The sequence below is a fragment of the Streptomyces sp. NPDC051051 genome, assembly GCF_040682975.1.
Lineage (GTDB): Bacteria > Actinomycetota > Actinomycetes > Streptomycetales > Streptomycetaceae > Streptomyces.
In genome coordinates this window covers 23,428-42,287 of sequence record NZ_JBFBCB010000025.1, presented here as the reverse complement: position 1 = coordinate 42,287, position 18,860 = coordinate 23,428, and the positions used below count along the sequence as shown (strand labels likewise).

Here is an 18,860-nt window from a genome sequence, read left to right as displayed (position 1 = left end):
GGGAGGGCGGGGAGGGCGGACGTGGTTCACGGCGCCCCCCGCACGACACGCCGACGGCGGACGACGCCACCGGCCCGGCCCGGCCGGGGCGACCGCGGGAGGACCGCGCCGCGCACGGGACCCGGGCGGCGGACGGCCGGGGGGCGGGCGTTCACAGGTCGCCCATCCGGCGGATGACAGGGGCGACGCGCTGGACGCCGTGGCGGTAGGCGCCTCGGGCGGCGCGGCGGACGATCTGGCGGACCGGTCCCGGTCCCCGGTCCGCGGCCGGGGCTCCGGGCAGCGGGCTGCCGTCTGGGCCGAGGTGGTGGCGGGCCAGGATGGCGGGGAGGTAGCCGGGGGCGGTGGCGGGTGTGTAGTAGGGGGTGAGCGGCGGCAGGCCGCCGGGGCGGTCGAGCAGCTCGGCGATGCGTTCGCGGGCCGTGTCGAAGGCGCGTTCGTACGAGCCGCCCCCGGCGGCGACGCCCTGCCGGGCCACCCATTCCTCGTCGGGGACGGGCAGGTGCCCGGCGTCGAGCTGGTCCCAGGAGGCGAGGCAGCCGGAGCCGATGAAGTGGTGGTTGCCGAGCGCCTCGCGCACCCCGAGGTCGGTGAGGACCGCGGTGGGGATGCGGCGGTGCAGGGATTCCAGGGCGGCGGTGGAGCTGACCGTGACCATGAGGTCGGTGCGGTCGAGAACCTCGCCCATGTTGCCGTACACGAGGCGGAAGTTGGCGGGCGGGTCGAGTCGCTGCGCCAGCTTCTGGTACGGCAGCTCCTCGATGTGGGTGGTGTGTTCGCCGGGCCGGGAGCGCAGCTTGAGCAGCACCTCGCGCTCGGGGTGCGACCGGGCGTGCCGGACGAGCCGTTCGAGGAGGTAGGTGCGGTCCCTGCGGTTGTCGGGCACGGAGGGCTGCGCGGCGAAGACCACGGTGCGGGGGGCGTGCTCACCGGTGTAGGGGGCGCCGCCGAGGAACGGCAGGGCGACCTCGGTGACCGAGGAGGCGTCGGCGCCGACCCCGTCGTACACGGCGCGGAAACGTTCCGCGTCCTGGCGGGAGTTGGCGAGGACGAGGTCGGCGCCGTGCCGCAGCAGCAGACCGTCGGCGAGCTTCTCGTAGACGACACCCACGTAGCCGGTGACGACGACGGGCCGCTCGGTGCCGTCCTCCCAGATCCGCTTGAGGCCGTGCAGGATCGCCTGGACGCCGCCGCCGACCAGTGCGAGGACGAGGACGTCGTACTTCTCGACCGCCATGGTGCGCAGGAACTCGACGGCCGTCACCTCGCGCAGGGAGTCGGCGCGCACGCCCACCTCGGCGAGCTGACGGGGGGTGGGGGTCGCCCGGCCGCGCAGGAGGTAGCCGTCGAGGACGGGGGCGACTTGCGCGCCGTCCCGCGGTCCGGCTTCCATGGACGGGCCCGGCTGTCCGCCCGGAGCGATCCGCCCCGCGGTCGCCGCACCCCATTTCCAGCGGGTGTCGGAGTCCGCGAGCACGGCGATCCGTGAGGGCTTCGAAGTACGTGGTGGCACGCCGAAGACGCTAGGAAGCAAAACCCAGGCTTTGTCCAACCGCGACGCAACGGAAAGTTAACAGCACGCCACCGGTTCCCGAACCGGCTCGTCAACTCCGGGGAAATACACGGGATGCACCGATCCGACACATCGAGTTCATCGCCCGTACCCTTACCGGAAATTTCCACCGCCGGGCGCGCTCCTAGGATTTCGGCGTGCCCAAGCTTTCCGTGATCGTGCCGTTCTACAACGTCCAGCAATACGCGCCGGACACCCTCAGAAGCCTTCTCCTGAACGCCCGCCCGGACTTCGAGTTCGTGCTGGTCGACGACCGTTCGAAGGACGGGACGCCCGCCATCCTCGAACGGGCCGCCGAAGAGCTGTCGAAGGTCGCCGAGGTGCGTCTGATCCGCCATGAGGAGAACGGGGGGCTCGCCACCGCACGCAACACCGGACTGGATGCCGCGCGGGGCGAGTACCTGACCTTCCTGGACGGCGACGACTGGCTCGCGCGTGGCTACCTGACCGATCTCGTCACCGCGATCGAGGAGCTGGGCTGCGACTTCGTGCGCGTCGACCATGTGCAGGCCACCGCCCGCGCCCGCACCCTGGTCCGGCATCCGCACGGGCTGCGGGGGGAGGTGCTGAACCCGCGCGAGGCGATCCTGCCCGCGGACCGCTCGACGTCGGTGGACTACCCCTACGCCTGGGCCGGCGCCTACCACCGCCGCCTCGTCGACCGCGGGCTGCTGCACTTCACCCACGGGCTGCGGACCGCCGAGGACCGGCCGTGGATCTGGAAGCTGCACCGGGAGGCCGAGTCGTTCGCCGTGCTGAACCTGCTCGGCGTGTTCTACCGGCGCGGGGTCGCCTCCTCCCTCACCCAGATCGGCGACGCCCGCCAGCTGGACTTCATCCGGGCCTTCGACCAGGTCGTCGAGGAGACCGCGCGGGACCCCGAGGCCGACCGGCTGCTGCCCAAGGCGGTGCGCACCTACTGCGCGATCATCGCCCACCACCTCGGCGAGATCGAGAAGTTCGAACCGCCGGTGGCCCGGCAGCTGCGCACGATGAGCGCGGCCGCCGTCAGGCGCCTGCCGCAGGACCTGTTCGCCGAGGTCCTGGACACGATGGACCTGGAACGCTCGTCGACCCTGCGCCGGCTGCGCCGCAGGATCACCTCCTCCCGGACCGGCACCCCGAAGGCGGCCGCCTGATGCCTCGCACGACCCAGATCTTCTGCGCCTCCACGCTGTACGGCGTCGCGACGCTGGCCGCCGCCCTGGATTCCGGCGGTTTCCCCGCCGCGGACCGCCGGGTGCTGCTGGTGTGCAACAACACGACGACCCCGGAGACCACCCCGTCGCTCGACGAGATGCCGGGCTTCGCGCCGCTGCGGAGCCGCTTCGACGCGGTGCTGTCCTGGAACGAGGCGATCAGCCCCTTCCATCCGGGCGCCTGGGCGCCGCGCCCGGACGACGTGCCGCTCCTGGAGCGCTATCTGCGGCTGCTGTGGGGTCTCGGCGAGGACCGGGTGGAGATCGTCCTGGAGTCGATCCAGGTCAACCCCGCGCAGGCCATCGCGCAGGTGTTCCCCGGAGCGCCCGTCGACGTGTACGCCGACGGGCTGATGAGCTACGGGCCGACCCGCAACAAGCTCGACCCGCTGATCGGCACTCGCGTGCGCCGGCTGCTCCACCTCGACCTGGTGCCGGGGCTGGTGCCGCTGCTGCTCACCGAGTTCGGGGTGCCCGCGCGGACCGTGCCGACGAGCGGCTTCCTGAAGGTCCTCGGCGAGATCGGCGAGGCCGCGGCGGACCTGCCCGCGCTGCCCGACGACGCCGCGCTGCTGCTGGGCCAGTACCTGTCCGCCCTCGACATCCTCACCGTGGAGGAGGAGGAGGACCTGCACGTACGGATGATGCGGGGGGCGGTCGCCCGCGGGCACCGCGCGGTGGTGTTCAAGCCGCACCCCACCGCACCGGCCCGCTACAGCCGGGTCCTGGAGGCCGAGGCCGGGAAGCTGGGCGTCGACCTCACGGTGCTGGACACCCCGGTCCTCGCCGAGGTCCTTTTCGCCAGGGCCCGGCCGGCGCTGGTGGTGGGCTGCTTCTCCACCGCCCTGTTCACCGCGTCGACGTTCTACGGGCTGCCGGTCGCCCGGATCGGCACCGAGCGGCTGATGGACCGGCTGGCCCCGTACCAGAACAGCAACCGGGTGCCGGCCGTGCTGGCGGACGCGCTGCTGCCGGACCTGGAGGGCGGCGAGGGCGAGACGCGCATCCCCGAGGAGTCGCTGGCCGATCTGGTCAGGACGGTGGGCTATGTGATGCAGGCCCAGATCCATCCGGGCCTGCGCCCGGAAGCCGAGCGCTATCTGCGCACCCTCCTCGGGCCGCGCACCAAGCGGTACTTCAAGCGCCGGCGGCTCACCGCGCTGGGCCTGCCGGGCGGTATCCCGGAGCGGCTGTCGTTCCTCCCGCACAACTCCACCGCGCGCCGGGCCGTACGACGGGCCAGAGCGCTCCGCAAGGCGGTACGCCGGACGAAGGCGGCGGGCAAGCCGGTCCGGCGGGGATGAACGGCGGGTCCGAAAGGGGCGGGCGCGGGCGGCGGGGACTTCGGGACATCCAGGCGCATCCCCGAGCACGTCGAATGTTCACCGAGAGTTTGATCCGGGTGGCCCGTTCGGGAAATCCCGGTCGTATTTCATTCACACCGTGCGCATCGCTGTGTTTGTCGAGAACCGCAATGGCGTCGGCCTCGCCTCGGAGATCCTGCGGGCCGAGGGAGCCGACGCCCACTCGTTCCACCTCCTCGGTGCCGACCGGGACGGAAAAATCGTCGGATGGACGGAGGAGGAGGCCGCCGCCCGATTCGGCGGCCGGCCGGCACGCGCTCTCTTCTCGGGCGACGAGGAGCTGAGCGACGCCGATTTCCTGGAGGAATTCGGCCACCGCATACGCGCCTTCGTCGAAAAGGAGCGCATCGACCGGCTGGTGTTCTTCGAGGACCTGTCGCAGCGCAGCCGGCGGCTGGCCGGCACGCTGGGCCGCACGCTGCCGCTCGTCCTCGTCCAGGACCGCCACCTCGACTTCCGCCACCGCAGGACCGGCACCGGACGGCGCGACCAGAGCTGGTACTACGGCTCCTCGGCCCCGGCCGCCGTCTGCGTCTGGGGCCCGGCGACCGCGCACCACCTGCTGTTCCGCTCCGCCGACGCCGACCCGCCCGTCCACATCACCGGCGCCCTCGGCCACAGCGACGACCCGGCCCTGCTGCGGGCCGCCCGCTCCCCCACCCACCGGCACGCCAAGGACCCCGGCGAGCCGCTGCGCATGGTGGTGCTCGACCAGCCGCTGGGCAAGCAGGGCAGGCTGTCCCGCGAGGAGCACCGCGAACAGCTCACCCGACTGCGCGAGGCACTGGCCGAGTTCGGCGAGGTCGAGGTCGAGCGGCATCCCGCCCCGCTCGACGGATACGATCTCGCGGTCACGTTCTTCGCCCCGGCCCACCTCCAGGCGCTGCGGGCGGGCACCCCGCTGATCCTGTTCAGCCCGCCCGCGCTGGACATCGTCTTTCCCACCATCAGCCACCCGCTGCTGCGCAATGTGGGCACGGTCGGCGAACTCGTCGACGTGGTCGCCGGCCTCAAGCGCTCGGGCGAGTTCGCGGCCAACGCGCACGGTGAGCCCGTCGAGCACTTCCTCGCCCTCCAGGACGACGTCGCCGGGCGGGTGCTGCGCGTCGTCGAGGGGGCCGCCGTACCGGCCGAACCGCCGGCCCCGCGCTGGACCCCGACGGGCGACGAGGCGGGGGCCGGCCTGTCGCGGGCCGAACGGGCGCTGCGCACCGTGCGCGGGCAGGTGGAACGGCCACGCTCGCTGGCCGTGCTGGGACTCGGCTTCGACTACGTCACCGGGGTGGCGATCCCCGTCCTCACCTACACGCAGGCGCTGCTCGCGCGCAGTCCGGTCGACATCCGCTACTTCGACCTCGAGGCCTGCGGCCGCTCCGAGGACGTCATGGCGGACCTGGGGGACGCCGAGGTCGTCCTGGTCAACAGCCTGGCCCCGTTCTGGCGTTCGCCGCTGGCGGGCGAACTCGTCACGGGGTTGAAGGAGCGGGGAAAGTCCGTGGCGCTGTACGCCCACGAGACCGAGTACGTCATGAACTTCGAGGGTTCGCGCAACCCGCTGCGGCACCAGGAACTGGTCGGCCTGCTGCCCGGCCTGAAGGTGCTGTGCGTGTCGAACGCCCAGGCCGACATGTTCCGCGGGCTGGGGGTGAGCGATCCGGTCGTGGTCTACAACACGGTTCCCCGTGACGCCCACCGCGTCCGTGCCCGGCGTACGCCCGGTGCGCGGCCGCGCATCGTGATGGTCGGTTCGATGCAGGACCGCAAGGGCCTCGACCTGTTCTCACGGGTCGCCGAACTGGCGTACGCGCAGGGGCTGCCGTGGCGTTTCGCGTGGATCGGCCGGCGGACGTGGCGCATCGGCCCCTCCACCCTGCTGTCGGACCGGGTCGAGTGGACGGGGGCGCTCTCCCGCAACCGCGTGCGGGAGGAACTGGCCGCCTCCGACGTCTTCTTCCTGTCCAGCGTCGACGACCCGATGCCGCTGTCCGTGGTCGAGGCGGTGCAGCAGCGGCTGCGCACGGTCACCTACCACCGGGTGGGGTCCCGGGAGGTCCTGGAGGGCGTGTCCGGCTACCGTTCCTTCGCCGAGTACACGCCCGACGCGGCGCTCGACGCGCTGCGCCGGGTGCTGGACGACGAGATCTCGGAGACCGGGTACCAGGACGTCGAGGAACTCTTCGACATCACGGCCTTCACCGCCCGGATGACGACGGCCCTGGGCCTGCCGGGGCCCGGTGAGCCCGTACGGCGCCCGGCCGGTGACGGCGTGCCGGAGGCCGGCGGCGAGGAGGGCGGGGACCCCGCGCCCGCGCCGTTCTCCGCGGTGGCGCCGCGGCACGGCACCTATCTCATCGAGGACTTCGTCCGGCACGTCACGGCAGGGCGTGACGACGACGCCCTGCGGGTGGGAACCGAGATCCTGCGCCACCGGCAGCCGGTGGACGTCCTCGTCGGCATGGCGGAGATCAGGGCGGGGCGCGGCGAGGCGGACGAGGCGTGCCGGCTGCTGTCCGCGGCGGCGGTGGCGGGCGGCGACCGGGCCCAGGTCTGGACGGAGATCGCGCGGGTCGCGGGCCTGCTCGGCGCGCGGGGCCGGTCCGTCCGGCAGCTCGCGCGCAGGGAGTCGGTCCGCATCCGGCTCGGCAGCCGTTCGGCCCGGCTGCTGAAGCGGAACTGACGTCGTGGTGAACGCACGACGACGGATGGACAAAGGCCGCCCTGTCGAACAAAAGACCACCTGATCAGGCTCTAGGATCCCCGTTGACGACTCTCCGGTGATCCGATCGTCTCCGGTCAGGAGCGTGCGCAAGAAGAACCCACGGGGCACTGCGAGGGATACCGGCGTGACCGAAACGGTCGTGAGCACATCGAAGTCTCAGCCCACCGCGGCTGAGTCCGTCCAGGAACCGGGTGTTCCGCTCCCGCCCGCGCCGGCACCGGCCCGCCGGGAGGGCGGCAGGCTCCGCGCGCTGGACGGACTGCGGCTGGTCGCCGCGCTGATGGTGGCGGTGTACCACTACGCCGGCCGCGGCGGTTACGTCACCGAGGCCTGGGGCACTTCGCCGAAGCACCAGTTCCCCACCCTGCACGCGTTCGCCGCCTACGGGTGCCTGGGCGTCCAGGTGTTCTTCGTGATCAGCGGGTTCGTGATCTGCATGAGCGGCTGGGGCAGGTCCCTCACGTCGTTCTTCGCCTCCCGCGCGTCCCGGCTGATGCCGGCCTACTGGGTGGCCGTCCTGCTCGTGACGGCGGTGTTCGCCCTGCCGCCGGTCGTCTACGAGGCCGTGTCGCCGAGCGACGCCCTGGTGAACCTGACGCTCCTCCAGCAGCCGCTGGGCGCGGACCGGGTGCTCGGCGTGTGCTGGACGCTATGGGTGGAGATCCGCTTCTACGCCCTGTTCGCGCTGTGCGTCGTCCTGCCGGGGGCGAACCGCCGCCGGGTCATCATGTTCTGCGCGGGCTGGACGCTGGCCGCCGCCGTCGCGCAGGCCGCGCACCAGCCGCTGCTCGACCTCGTCCTGATGCCGGAGTACGCGCCGTTCTTCATCGGCGGCATCGGCCTCCATCTCGTCCACCGCGACCGCAGGGACGCCTACGCCTGGGGCATCGTGGCCATCAGCTTCCTGATCGGCCAGCACTACGCGGTGGGCGAGCTGTGGAACGCCTCGGACCCGGACGCCTTCGCCCACCGCACCACCACCGGCATCGCCGGCGTGGTCGCGTTCGGGTTCGTCGCCGTGGCGGCGATCGCGCTCGGCCACCTGAGCTGGGCGAACTGGCGCTGGCTGACGGTGGCGGGGGCTTTGACGTACCCCTTCTACCTGGTGCACGAGCACCTCGGCTGGGTGGTCATCCGCGTCCTGCACCGCACCCTGGGCCTGCCGGCCGGGGTGACCTTCGCGCTGACCGTGACCGCGATGCTGGCCCTGGCCTGGCTGATGAACCGCTTCGTCGAGAAGCCGCTGACCCCGCGGCTGCGCGGGGTGCTGTCCCGGCCGCTCTGAGCCGGAGGGGGCGACCGGCCCGGAGTTCGGCTCACCGGATGCCGTAGCGGGCCGAGATCCCGGCGAGGACGACCTCCAGGCCCTCGCCGAAGTGCCGTTCGTAGTCGGTGAAGATCTCCGCGCCCGCCTGCGCCGACAGGGGGAACCCGCTCATCCTCCGGGCGCGTTCCTCGACGTCGAACCCTTCGTTCCGCTCGCCGGGCAGCGGCTCGACGCTCTGCTCCTCGATCACGAACCCGAGCGTGTAGAGGTACGTCGTCGAGGTGGCGCGGACCGCCTGGGCGAGGGTGAAGCCGGCGGCCGTGAACAGGCGCAGGCCGTCCTCCATCTGCTCGGCGTGCTCGATGCCGGTGAAGCGTGAGCCGCTGAAGACGCGCGCGCCGTCGCGGTGGGCGCGCAGCGCCGCGCGCAGACCGTGGTTGGCCTTGCGCAGCCGCTCCTGCCAAGTGTCCGCGGGGTCGAGGGGCACGCCGGCGACCATCCGGCGGTACATCTCGGTGGCCATCTCGTCGAGCAGCGCCTGCTTGTCCTTGAAGTGCCAGTACAGGGCAGGCGCCTTGACGTCCAGCTCACGGGCGATGGCCCGCAGGGTGAGGCCCTCCAGGCCCACCTCGTTCAGAAGCCTCAGGGCGGTGTCCGCCACCCGTGCGCGGTCGAGGGGCGCGCGTCGTTCCGTGTTCACGCTTGACAGCTTAACGGCGTTAAGGCCATCCTCGTCGCAAGCAGAACTTAACAACGTTAAGGAGACAGGGACGAATGATGACGGACAGGGACGTACTGATCGTGGGCGCGGGGCCCAGCGGGCTGGCCCTGGGCATCGACCTGGCCCGGCGCGGGGTGGACGCGCTGGTGGTGGAGAAGGCCGGGGGCCTGTTCCCCGGCTCGCGCGGCAAGGGCCTCCAGCCGCGCACCATGGAGGTCTTCGACGACCTCGGTGTCCTCGACGCGATCCGGGAGGCCGGGAGCACCTACCCGGTCGGCATGATCTGGAAGGACGGCCGTCGCGTGGGCGAGCACGCGATGTTCGACCCGGTGGAGGAGAGCGAGGACTCGCCGTACACCGAGCCGTGGATGGTGCCGCAGTGGCGCACGCAGGAGATCCTGCGGGCGCGGCTGGGGGAACTGGGCGGGCGGATCGCCTTCGGCCGCGAGCTGACCGGCCTCGCCCAGGACGAGGACGGGGTGACCGTCCGCTTCGCCTCCGGCCCCGGTCTGCGCGCCCGGTACGTGGTCGCCGCCGACGGGGGCCGCTCCACGGTGCGCCGCGCCCTCGGCATCGGCATGACGGGCGAGACGGTCGATCCGCACCCGATGCTGGTGGCGGACGTCCGGATCACCGGCCTGGACCGCGACAACTGGCACCTCTTCCCGCCGGGCCCCGGGGCCGGCTTCATGGCGGTGTGCCCGCTCGCCGGAACCGAGGACTTCCAGGTCGTCGCGCAGTTCCCGGAGGGCACCGAGGTCGACCTGTCCCCCGACGGCGTCCGCGCGCTGGTCGCCGCCCGCTCGCACCTCGCCCCCGAGGACGTGACGCAGGTGCGCTGGGCGTCCGACTTCCGCCCGCGCGCCGCCCTCGCGGACCGCTTCCGCCACGGGCGGGTCTTCCTCGCCGGGGACGCGGCGCACGTCCACTCCCCGGCCGGCGGCCAGGGTCTCAACACCAGCGTGCAGGACGCCCACAACCTGGGCTGGAAGCTGGGCGCGGTGCTGCGGGACGGGGCCGGCCCGGCCCTGCTGGACACCTACGAGGAGGAACGGCGGCCGATCGCCGCCGAGATGCTCGGGGTGTCGACGGGCGTGCACCGCGGTGAGATCCGGCGCGGTGCGGCGACCCGCCAACTGGGCCTGGGCTACCGGGAGTCGTCACTCACCCAGGAGTCGCGAACGGCGCCGGGTCCGGTCCGGGCGGGCGACCGGGCGCCGGACGCGCTGATGGACGGTGTCCGCCTCTTCGACGCCTTCCGGGGGCCGCACTGGACGCTGGTGGCGGTCGGCGCGCAGGCCCCCGCGCTGCCGGACCGGGTGCGGGTGGTCCGGGCCGGCGCGCAGGAGCCGTACGGCCGGGGGCTGTTCCTCGTGCGGCCGGACGGGTACGTCGGCTGGAGCGGCGACCGGGCAGCCGGGCTCACGGACTACCTGGGACGCTTCGGCACGGCTCAGAACGCGTCGCTGGGCACATAGGTGCCCCAGATCTCGCGCAGGGCGTTGCACACCTCGCCGACCGTCGCGCGGGCCTTGAGGGCGTCCTTCATCGGGTAGAGGACGTTGTCCTCGCCCTCGGCGGCCTTCTTCAGCTCGGCGAGGGCCGCGTCGACCGCCGACTGGTCGCGCTCGGCGCGCAGCTTCGCGAGGCGGGCCGCCTGCTGGGCCTCGATCGCCGGGTCCACGCGCAGCGGCTCGTAGGGCTCCTCCGCGTCGAGCTGGTAGCGGTTGACGCCGACCACGACCCGCTCGCCGGAGTCGGTCTCCTGTGCGATGCGGTACGCGCTGCGCTCGATCTCGCCCTTCTGGAAGCCGTGCTCGATCGCGGACACCGCGCCGCCGAGGTCCTCGACCTTGGTCATCAGCTCCAGGGCGGCGGCCTCGACGTCGTCGGTCATCTTCTCGATGACGTACGACCCGGCGAAGGGGTCGACCGTCGCCGTCACGTCCGTCTCGTAGGCGAGGACCTGCTGCGTGCGCAGCGCGAGCCGGGCCGACTTGTCGGTGGGCAGCGCGATCGCCTCGTCGAAGGAGTTGGTGTGCAGGGACTGGGTGCCGCCGAGGACGGCCGCGAGCCCCTGGACGGCGACCCGGACCAGGTTGACCTCGGGCTGCTGGGCGGTCAGCTGCACGCCCGCCGTCTGCGTGTGGAACCGCAGCATCAGCGACTTGGGGTTCTTCGCGCCGAACTCCTCGCGCATCACCTTCGCCCAGATCCGGCGGGCGGCGCGGAACTTGGCGACCTCCTCCAGGATCGTCGTGCGGGCGACGAAGAAGAAGGACAGGCGGGGGGCGAAGTCGTCGACGTCCATGCCGGCCGCGACCGCCGTGCGCACGTACTCGATGCCGTCGGCCAGGGTGAACGCGATCTCCTGCGCGGGCGAGGCACCCGCCTCCGCCATGTGGTAGCCGGAGATCGAGATCGTGTTCCACTTCGGGATCTCGGCCTTGCAGTACTTGAAGATGTCGGCGATCAGACGCAGCGACGGCTTCGGCGGGAAGATGTACGTCCCGCGCGCGATGTACTCCTTCAGCACGTCGTTCTGGATCGTGCCGGTGAGCTTGTCGGCACCGACGCCCTGCTCCTCCGCGACGAGTTGGTACAGGAGCAGCAGCAGGGCGGCGGGCGCGTTGATCGTCATCGACGTGGACACCTTGTCCAGGGGGATCCCGCCGAACAGCACCCGCATGTCGTCGAGGGAGTCGATGGCGACGCCGACCTTGCCGACCTCGCCGGAGGAGATCGGGGCGTCGGAGTCGTGGCCCATCTGGGTGGGCAGGTCGAAGGCGACCGACAGGCCCATCGTGCCGTTGGCGATGAGCTGCTTGTAGCGGGCGTTGGACTCCGTCGCCGTGCCGAAACCGGCGTACTGGCGCATGGTCCACGGCCGGCCGGTGTACATCGACGGGTACACGCCCCGCGTGTACGGGTAGGCGCCCGGCTCGCCCAGCTTCTCCGCCGGATCCCAGCCCCGAAGGGCGTCCGGCCCGTAGACCGGTTCGATGGGCAGTCCGGACTCAGACTCGCGCGCCATGGTGTGTTGCCTCCCGCTGAACGTTACTCGCCGGTTACCGGCTGGTATGGTCCGCCCCTTCGACGGACTGTAGCGGTGTGCCTCCACCCGGTGGAGGGGAGCACGCTGGGACCTTGCTCACAGACTTGCTGCGGTCCCCGTCACCACCATGCCGGGCCGTTCGCGCGGCGTCATCCGGGGGCACGTGTGCGGGGGCCGCCGACGGCTCCGACGGGCACGCCGAAGGGCGGGGCGGAGATCGTGGCGGAGGGCGTGACGGAGATCGCGGAGCTGCGCCGGCACGGGTGAGGGGCGTCGTCCCGAGGGGCCCCTGGGAGAAAGGTATGGGGCGCGGGCGGGACCGGGGGAACGTGTCCCGCCCGCGCCAGGTGCACGAGCCGTGGGTACGGGGGGAACCCCGGCTCGGTGCGAGGGCCGATGACCAGTCGGCTCACTAGTTACTGCGGCTGGGCCGCCGAAAACGTCACACCCTGCGGCCAGAAATTTTTACGGCGCACGAAGTCGCAGGTCAGAGGGCACGCGGAGGGCATCGGTTCGTCCGGCCTACGGCGCCTTGGCGCCCTTGCCGTCCTTCTTCGCCGACTCCTTCACGGCGCTCTCGTCGGCCTTCGCGGCACCCTTGCCGGTCTTCGCGCCCTTGTCGGCCTTCTCGCCCTCCGCGCTTTTCTTTCCGCCCCGGCTCTCGCTGCCCTTGCCGGTCGTCCCGCCGGACTGCCCCGCGCTCTGGCCGCCGCCCTGCTCGTCGCCGTCGCCGTCGCCCTCGTCCGTGGTCTTGCCGCCGTCCGGCCGGCCGAGGTCCTGGCCTTCGCGGTCGCCGAGGAGGCCCGCGCAGTACGCCGGTACGCGCGCGGAGCCGCCGGCGGCGCGCTCCAGGGTGCGGCGGCGCTCGGCGGCCAGCGCCCGGCCGGCGCCCTTCTCCCGGCAGGACGCGGCCAGGTCGTCGGCGCGGGCGCCGGAGTCGTCGGCGGAGCCGTCCGGGCCCGGGGCCGAGGTGCCCCGCGTACCGCCGTCGGGGGTCGCCGGGCCGGTGCCGCCGGGGGAGGCACCGGGCGTGGGCGAGCCGAGGGGGCGGTCCGGTCCGGGGGTCGCGGCAGCGGACACGGAGGCCGCCGGGCCCGGTTCGGCGTCGTCGAACGGCGTGGGCAGGAGCCCGGTGCCGGCCGCGACCGCGACCCCGCCGACCATCCCGACGGTCAGCGCGGCGGCCAGTCCGAGGCGGGCGGGGCGGCGCAGGCGGGGGCGGCGGCCGTGCGACCGGACGGGACCGCCGATGCGGACCAGGCCGGCGTCCTCGCCGGGCACGGGCGCGGGCCGGTACGGGAAGCCCGGCTCGTCGCCGGGCGCCGGCTCGCGGGCGGCGGCCCGCCCGGGAGAGAAGGCCGGGCCGGCGTCCGGCGCACGGTCCGCCCGGACCTTGCGGAACGCGGCGAGGGCCGCCGCCTCACCGGGGAGTTCCTCGTCCTCGGGGGCGGGCGGGGCCGACATCGCGGCGAGCGCGCCCAGGGTCCTGGCGAGCCGGTCGGCCTCGTGGCGGTGTGCGGGTGCGACAGCGTTGTCCGCCGTCTCCCCGTCCAGCAGGCGTTCCGCCGTCTCGCGGGTCAGCCAGCGGCCGGTGGAACGACCTTCCGCGGGGCCTGCCGGGGGTTCCGTGCCTCCGGCGTCTCCGGGGAAGACACAGCGATCGTCGGCCATCACACGTCCTTCTGCGTCGGCGCGCACGCATGCGTCACACCGCCGGATGCCACCGCGCGCCCCCTCGGTGCCCGCTGCGCCGGCAGCGCGTCGAGCACGCCCGCCGTGTCCGGGTCCTCGCCGAGCAGCTCGGCGAGCTTCCTGAGCCCGCGGTGCGCGGCCGTCCGTACGGCGCCGGGCCGTTTGCCGAGCGTCTCGGCGGCCGTCTTGGCGTCGAGGCCCACCACCACCCGCAGGACGACCGCCTCGGCCTGGTCCTGGGGCAGGCGGGCGATGAGATCGAGGGTGCGGCCGGTGGCGAGCGCCTCGATGGCCTCGCCGGCGGTGTCGGACTCGGCGGCCCGGCCGGTCAGCTCCGTCTCGTCGCCGACGGCCACGGGCCGGCGCCCCCGCATCCGGATGTGGTCCAGCGCGCGGTTGCGGGCGATCCGGGCGGCCCAGCCGCGGAAACGGTCGGCGTCCCCGCTGAACCGCTCCAGGTCGCGCGCTATCTGGAGCCAGGCCTCCGAGGTCACGTCCTCGGCGTCGAGGTCGCCGACCAGGGTGCGGACGTACCCGAGGAGCCGCGGGTGCACCGAGCGGTACACGGCACGGAAGGCCGCCTCGTCCCCGTCCTGTGCCGCAAGCACCGCGGCTGTCAGCTCCGCGTCGTCCCCCACGTCGTGGTTCCTCGGTCGATGGTGCGGTTCGCCGACCGCAGCCGGTCGGGGCCGCTGATGGTGGCGGCCGCAGTCGGTCACACTGCTCCAGCCCTTCCGCCGTTCGGCGCGAAAGGCACGTTACGACCTGAAACCACCGATCGTCCATGTCCGCACAAGCTGCAACCGACTCGTGACGCGGACGCGCGGGCACCGGGTGTGACAGAAAACGCACACACGGCGCTGTAGGAGGTACGGGTCGCCGCGCGGCCCGTGCCGCGCGACGGCCGGGGCCTCTCCTGTGGGGGGTGGCGGCTCCGGCCGTCGCTTCGGCGGCACCGCCGACCGCCGCACGGACGGCTCGTCACGACGGCACCACGGCTCCGGCCGGCTCGTCACGACGGCACCGTCGACAGGCCCGCCGGCGGGCGGTTACCGGTCCCCGTCCTCGGCCTTCGGCGTCTTCGCGGGCTGCGGCTGGCCGTTTCCGGTGTTCCCCGTGTTTCCGGAGCCTCCGGTGTTTCCGGCGGTTCCGGAGGTCGCAGTGTTCCCGGCCGTTCCGGTCCCGGTTCCGCTGTTTCCGACGGTTCCCGCGCTCGCCGCGTTCCCCGCGTTCCCCGTGTTGCCCGTGTTGCCGGTGTTTCCCGTGTTCCCGCCGGCCGGGCCGGCGGAGCCGGCGCCCTTGTCCCCGCCGCCGTTCCCGGGGGTCGCCGTGGCCGACGCGGTCTGCGCCGCGCAGTAGGCGGTCACGTTCTCCTCGCCGCCCGCGGCGGCGACCAGGCGCTGCCACGCCGTCGCGTCCATCGCCCTGCCCCGGCCCGCCACCTGGTCGTAGGCGCGACAGTGGGCTTCGGCGTCCTCGGCGGACGGCGGCCGGTCCCGGTCCGCGGCGGCGCCGGAGGACGGCGTGGCGGCGGATCCGGCGCGCCGGCCGTCCGGCGTGCTCGCCGACGACGTGCCACGGCCGGCGCCGTCCGCGGTGTCCGCCGAGGAGCCGGCCGAGCCGATCGCGGCGACCGCGACACCGCCGAGGGTGAGGCTCGCCAGGACCACGGAGAGCGTGGCCCGCAGCGAGCGGACGGTGTGCCGCTGTCCACGGGGCCGCCAGTCGTCCCGCCGCCGGGTACGGGCACGGTGCGCGCCGGCGTCCCGCGCGGCCCGGAAGGCGGCGACGGCCTGCCGTTCGCGCTCGGCGCCGCCGGAGGTGTCCCGCAGGGCACGCGCGAGCAGCGCCTCCAGCCGGGCGTGACCACCGTCCACGCCGGGTACGGGGCGGGCGGGGCGGGCGTGTCGGCGATGGACTTCCTCGCCGCCGCTCATCCGTTCACCCATGTCCGATTCCGCCTGTCGTGCTTGTGCGAGCTCTGCCTCCGGGCGCATCCGCCGCCCCTGATCCATACGGGCCGCGACCGTCACCGTTCATGTCGACTCCCCCAGCGTCCGGGGGCCGTCATCCGTCACACCTTCGCCACCGAGCCGGCGCGCGAGCCGTTTCAGGCCCCGGTGGGCGGCCGTGCGGACCGCGCCGGGGCGCTTGCCGAGGACGCGGGCCGCGGCGGGTCCGTCCAGGCCGACCACGACCCGCAGCAGGACGGCCTCGGCCTGGTCGCGCGGCAGTTCGCGCACCAGTTCCAGGGCCCGCTCGGTGGACAGGGACTCCACGACCTGGTCATGGGTGTCGTACCGTCCTGGCAGGTCGAGCACGTCCTGTTCCAGCGTGGCGGCCCGGGGCCGCACGCGCAGCCTGCGCAGATGGTCCAGGGCCCGGTGCCGGGCGATGGTCGCCGTCCAGCCCCGGAATCCCGCCCCGTCGCCCTTGAACCGCCCGAGGTCTCGGGCTATCTCCAGCCAGGCGTCGGAGGCGACGTCCTCGGCGTCGTCGCCCACGATGCCGCGCAGATAGCCGAGCAGCCCCGGTTGCACGATCCGGTACGCGACCGCGAACGCGGCCTCGTCGCCGTCCTGCGCCCGCGCTACCGCCGCGCCCAGTTCCCCGTCGTACGCCTGCGCGCGCCGGGGTTCCCCTCCCTGGCCCAAGACTGTCCTCGTTCGTGCGGAGTTCGTGGCGGGTGCGTGACGAACGCGCCGTACACCGGTCCCGGTCGCGTCCTCGCCCCCACGGTCATCAGCGTCAGGCCTCACGGAAGTGTCACAGGGCGCCGTCGTCGCCGGCTCGGCCCACCCCCGTGGGACCGTGCCGGCGCCGGCGGCGCGCCCCCGGGTCAGGCGGCCGCCCCCTTGGCGGGGGCGCCCCTGCCCGGTGTCCGCCGGGCCCTGCCGTGCAGGGTCAGGTAGAAGGTGCGCAGGGACTCCTCGGTGCCGCCCGCCTCGAAGCGGTTGACGATCTTGCCGAGGGGGTTCCAGACCCGTCCGTCCGGCATGCGCACCCCGACGGGCTGGCCGAACCAGGCCCGCTGCCGCTCGTCGAGGTCGACCCACACCGCGCCGGCCCGGCGGACCAGCACCTCCCCCACGTACGCCCCGAGTTCGACCAGCGTGTCGTGCGCCCGCTCCCGGTCGGCGCCGCCCTTGCGGAGCCCGTCGACCAGGAAGTCGACGACGCGCAGGCTGGCGACGGAGTAGTCCAGCGGCAGCCGGCCGCGTGCGCCGACGCGCGCGACGAATCCGGCCGCGCGGGCTCCCATGCCGTCCGCGTCGTCCATGGCGCCGTCCCTCCTCTCGGGTGGCGGGACCGTCGGGTCAGGCCCCTCCGCCTGCCCCAGCGGATCGGTGCGCGCAAGCATCACGGGTCCCGACTGTGTCACTGGTCACACCGGTGGTGACCAGGGGACCGTGCCGCGGGAAACCGCGGAGGCCGCTGCGGGCCGCACCGTGGTCAGGCCCGGTCCGTGAGGGTCGCGTCCCGGCACAGCAGGCGCAGGGAGCCGTGGCCGCCGAAGCAGCGGCGGGCCTCGTCGACCGGGTCCCACAGCCGGCCGTCGGGGGTGCGGACCCAGTGGTCGCCGCCCGTCGCCCACCACTCGCCGCCGGTCTCGCGGACGATCACCTCACCGCCGTACGCCCCGAGCCCGCGCAGCACGTTCTCGACGGCGCCGTACGGCGTGTCCTCGCGGCGCAGCTCGTCGATCACCCGGTCGACGCGCCACAGGCTCCGCGCCGAGTAGTCGAGGTGCAGCCGCGCGCCCTCGCGCAGCGCGGTCACGGCGTCCGCCGCCCACCGCGCCGGCCTGGCCGCGGCGGAGGGCCGGCCGGCCGGCTGGGTCTGCCCCGGCGCCGGGGCCCCCGTCACGGCGTCCGTCGCGTCCTGAGTCACATTCCACGTCACATACGGAACAGCGAGGTCCGCCCGCATTCCGTCACCGCGCGCCGGGCTGCTCCCGGAACCGGCGCAGGACCGCCCCGTCTTCCCCGCACGAGGGACACGGGAGTGACACTTCCGCCCGCCCGCGCGCTGCCGGAGTGATGAGCGCGTACTTCCACTTCCGCGCCGTACCGGCCTCGGCGCTGCGCAACAGTGCCGGCTGGCTGCGGAGACTCTTCGAAGACGACCAGGACGCGATGCGCGGCCGGATCGGACGGCACCGCGAGAAGATCCTGGACGACCGCTACCCCGACCAACAGCTCCTGTACGCCGACGCCCCGCCGGAGCACGTCGACGCCGGGCCCGGGGCCCATGTGGTCCTCGGCGGCCAGCGGGTCTACGCCACCGGCCCGAAGCAGCCGCCGTTCCTGCTGCTCACCGCGGCCCAGACGACACGGGTGGCGGCGTTCCTCGCCACGTCCGACTTCGACGACCTGTGGCGCCCGGTCCGCCCCGAGCTGCTCCCCCGCTACGGCGGCCCGGCCCAGGAGGCCCGCACCCGTGCCGCCTTCGCCTCCGCCCACGCCGACCTGACGGCCTTCTACACGACGACCGCGCGGTACGGCGACGCGGTGGTGAAGTGGCTGCACTCCTGAGCCGGCGGCCCTGCTGAGCCGAGGGCTCTCCGGAGCCCGCGGCACGCCCGGACCGATGGCACGCCCGGACCGATGGCACACCTGAACCGGCAGCCCGCCCCGCCCGCCCTGGTCAGCCCCGCCCGCGCGCCCTGCGGGAGACCACCGCCCGCAGCACCCGGCGTCCCTCGACGGAGACCTCAAGGGCCCGGCGCAGCCCGCCCGCCCCGTGCCCGGCCAGCACCTCCAGGACGGTGACCTGGCGGCGCAGTTCCGCGGCGGCCAGCGGCGGCATGTCCTCGATGCTGCCCGCGCGGCGGGAGTCGAGCGAGGCGGGGTCGTCGGCCGGGTCGAGGAGCCGGTGGATCCGGAGCGAGGCGACCGAGCAGGCGTCCGCCCAGGCCCGCAGCTGCGCGGCGGTGCGTTCGGCGGGGGCCGCCGCCAGCATCCGCCGGGCGAGCAGGACGGCCTCGTCGCCACCGTCGCCGTCCTCCTCGACGGGGTCCCCGGCGATGCCCGGCTTGCCGCGGATCTGCTCCAGCAGTCCGCCCCATTCGGCCGCGTCGGAGGCGTCCGTGAGGTTCCCCCACAGCGGGCGCAGGATCTCGTCGTCGCCCCCCAGAAGGGGCACGCACCGGTCCAAACAAGCCAGTCCGCTCGCGGCCAGTCCACGCTCGTCGGCCCGGGCGATGAGGTCCACCAGGCTCATGCACGCCTCCCTGTCCGGGGCGCCGCCCTTACGGAGCCCGCACTTCC

Annotated in this window: 16 protein-coding genes; 6 read left to right on the top strand and 10 right to left on the bottom strand. The window is 73.7% G+C overall.

Translation table 11 applies throughout. The annotated features are described in order from the left end of the window. Positions 1-151 precede the first annotated feature (151 nt). Positions 152-1,513 carry a DUF6716 putative glycosyltransferase gene (locus AB0N31_RS20075; protein WP_366059716.1) on the bottom strand — a complete coding sequence of 454 codons (1,362 nt, stop codon included), beginning with the start codon at positions 1,511-1,513 and terminating at the stop codon, positions 152-154. Positions 1,514-1,710: 197 nt separating this feature from the next. Here AB0N31_RS20075 and AB0N31_RS20070 point away from each other — a divergent pair, with 197 nt between their 5' ends. From AB0N31_RS20070 to AB0N31_RS20055, 4 genes are all read left to right on the top strand, one after another. After that, positions 1,711-2,712, top strand: a complete 1,002-nt coding sequence (locus tag AB0N31_RS20070; RefSeq protein WP_366059715.1) for a glycosyltransferase family 2 protein — start codon at positions 1,711-1,713, stop codon at positions 2,710-2,712. Then, positions 2,712-4,076: a polysialyltransferase family glycosyltransferase gene (locus AB0N31_RS20065; RefSeq protein WP_366059714.1), complete on the top strand. Its 1,365-nt coding sequence runs from the start codon at positions 2,712-2,714 to the stop codon at positions 4,074-4,076. Before AB0N31_RS20070 ends, AB0N31_RS20065 begins: the two co-directional genes overlap by 1 nt. A 139-nt stretch (positions 4,077-4,215) precedes the next feature. Further along, positions 4,216-6,813 carry a glycosyltransferase family 4 protein gene (locus tag AB0N31_RS20060; protein WP_366059713.1) on the top strand — a complete coding sequence of 866 codons (2,598 nt, stop codon included), beginning with the start codon at positions 4,216-4,218 and terminating at the stop codon, positions 6,811-6,813. 166 nt (positions 6,814-6,979) lie between these two features. Further along, positions 6,980-8,140, top strand: coding sequence for an acyltransferase (locus AB0N31_RS20055; protein ID WP_366059712.1), 1,161 nt, complete (start codon positions 6,980-6,982; stop codon positions 8,138-8,140). Between the two features lie 31 nt (positions 8,141-8,171). Here the strand turns inward: AB0N31_RS20055 and AB0N31_RS20050 are convergent, their stop codons facing one another. Next, positions 8,172-8,822, bottom strand: coding sequence for a TetR/AcrR family transcriptional regulator C-terminal domain-containing protein (locus tag AB0N31_RS20050; protein ID WP_366059711.1), 651 nt, complete (start codon positions 8,820-8,822; stop codon positions 8,172-8,174). Between the two features lie 74 nt (positions 8,823-8,896). On the opposite strand from AB0N31_RS20050, the gene AB0N31_RS20045 reads away from it, so the two are divergent. Beyond that, entirely contained in the window at positions 8,897-10,321 is a 1,425-nt protein-coding gene (locus AB0N31_RS20045; protein ID WP_366059710.1) for an FAD-dependent oxidoreductase, read from the top strand. On the opposite strand, the gene AB0N31_RS20040 is transcribed toward AB0N31_RS20045, so the two are convergent. The 7 genes from AB0N31_RS20040 to AB0N31_RS20010 form a co-directional block, all read right to left on the bottom strand. After that, entirely contained in the window at positions 10,297-11,877 is a 1,581-nt protein-coding gene (locus AB0N31_RS20040; RefSeq protein ID WP_366059709.1) for a methylmalonyl-CoA mutase family protein, read from the bottom strand. The genes AB0N31_RS20045 and AB0N31_RS20040 overlap by 25 nt on opposite strands. Positions 11,878-12,420: 543 nt before the next feature. Beyond that, entirely contained in the window at positions 12,421-13,569 is a 1,149-nt protein-coding gene (locus tag AB0N31_RS20035; protein WP_366059708.1) for a hypothetical protein, read from the bottom strand. After that, positions 13,569-14,228 (bottom strand): RNA polymerase sigma factor, encoded by a 660-nt coding sequence (locus tag AB0N31_RS20030; RefSeq protein ID WP_366059707.1) that lies wholly within the window; start codon positions 14,226-14,228, stop codon positions 13,569-13,571. Before AB0N31_RS20030 ends, AB0N31_RS20035 begins: the two co-directional genes overlap by 1 nt. 411 nt (positions 14,229-14,639) lie before the next feature. Further along, a complete protein-coding gene (locus AB0N31_RS20025; RefSeq protein ID WP_366059706.1) occupies positions 14,640-15,539 on the bottom strand; it encodes a hypothetical protein in 900 nt (299 codons plus the stop codon). A gap of 87 nt (positions 15,540-15,626) precedes the next feature. After that, a complete protein-coding gene (locus AB0N31_RS20020; protein WP_366059705.1) occupies positions 15,627-16,244 on the bottom strand; it encodes an RNA polymerase sigma factor in 618 nt (205 codons plus the stop codon). Positions 16,245-16,429: 185 nt separating this feature from the next. Further along, entirely contained in the window at positions 16,430-16,870 is a 441-nt protein-coding gene (locus tag AB0N31_RS20015; RefSeq protein WP_366059704.1) for a hypothetical protein, read from the bottom strand. Between the two features lie 173 nt (positions 16,871-17,043). Further along, positions 17,044-17,457: a hypothetical protein gene (locus AB0N31_RS20010; protein WP_366059774.1), complete on the bottom strand. Its 414-nt coding sequence runs from the start codon at positions 17,455-17,457 to the stop codon at positions 17,044-17,046. Between the two features lie 173 nt (positions 17,458-17,630). Here AB0N31_RS20010 and AB0N31_RS20005 point away from each other — a divergent pair, with 173 nt between their 5' ends. Next, positions 17,631-18,125, top strand: a complete 495-nt coding sequence (locus AB0N31_RS20005) for a DUF1877 family protein (protein ID WP_366059703.1) — start codon at positions 17,631-17,633, stop codon at positions 18,123-18,125. A gap of 112 nt (positions 18,126-18,237) precedes the next feature. Here the strand turns inward: AB0N31_RS20005 and AB0N31_RS20000 are convergent, their stop codons facing one another. After that, positions 18,238-18,813, bottom strand: a complete 576-nt coding sequence (locus AB0N31_RS20000) for a hypothetical protein (RefSeq protein WP_366059702.1) — start codon at positions 18,811-18,813, stop codon at positions 18,238-18,240. Positions 18,814-18,860 lie beyond the last annotated feature (47 nt).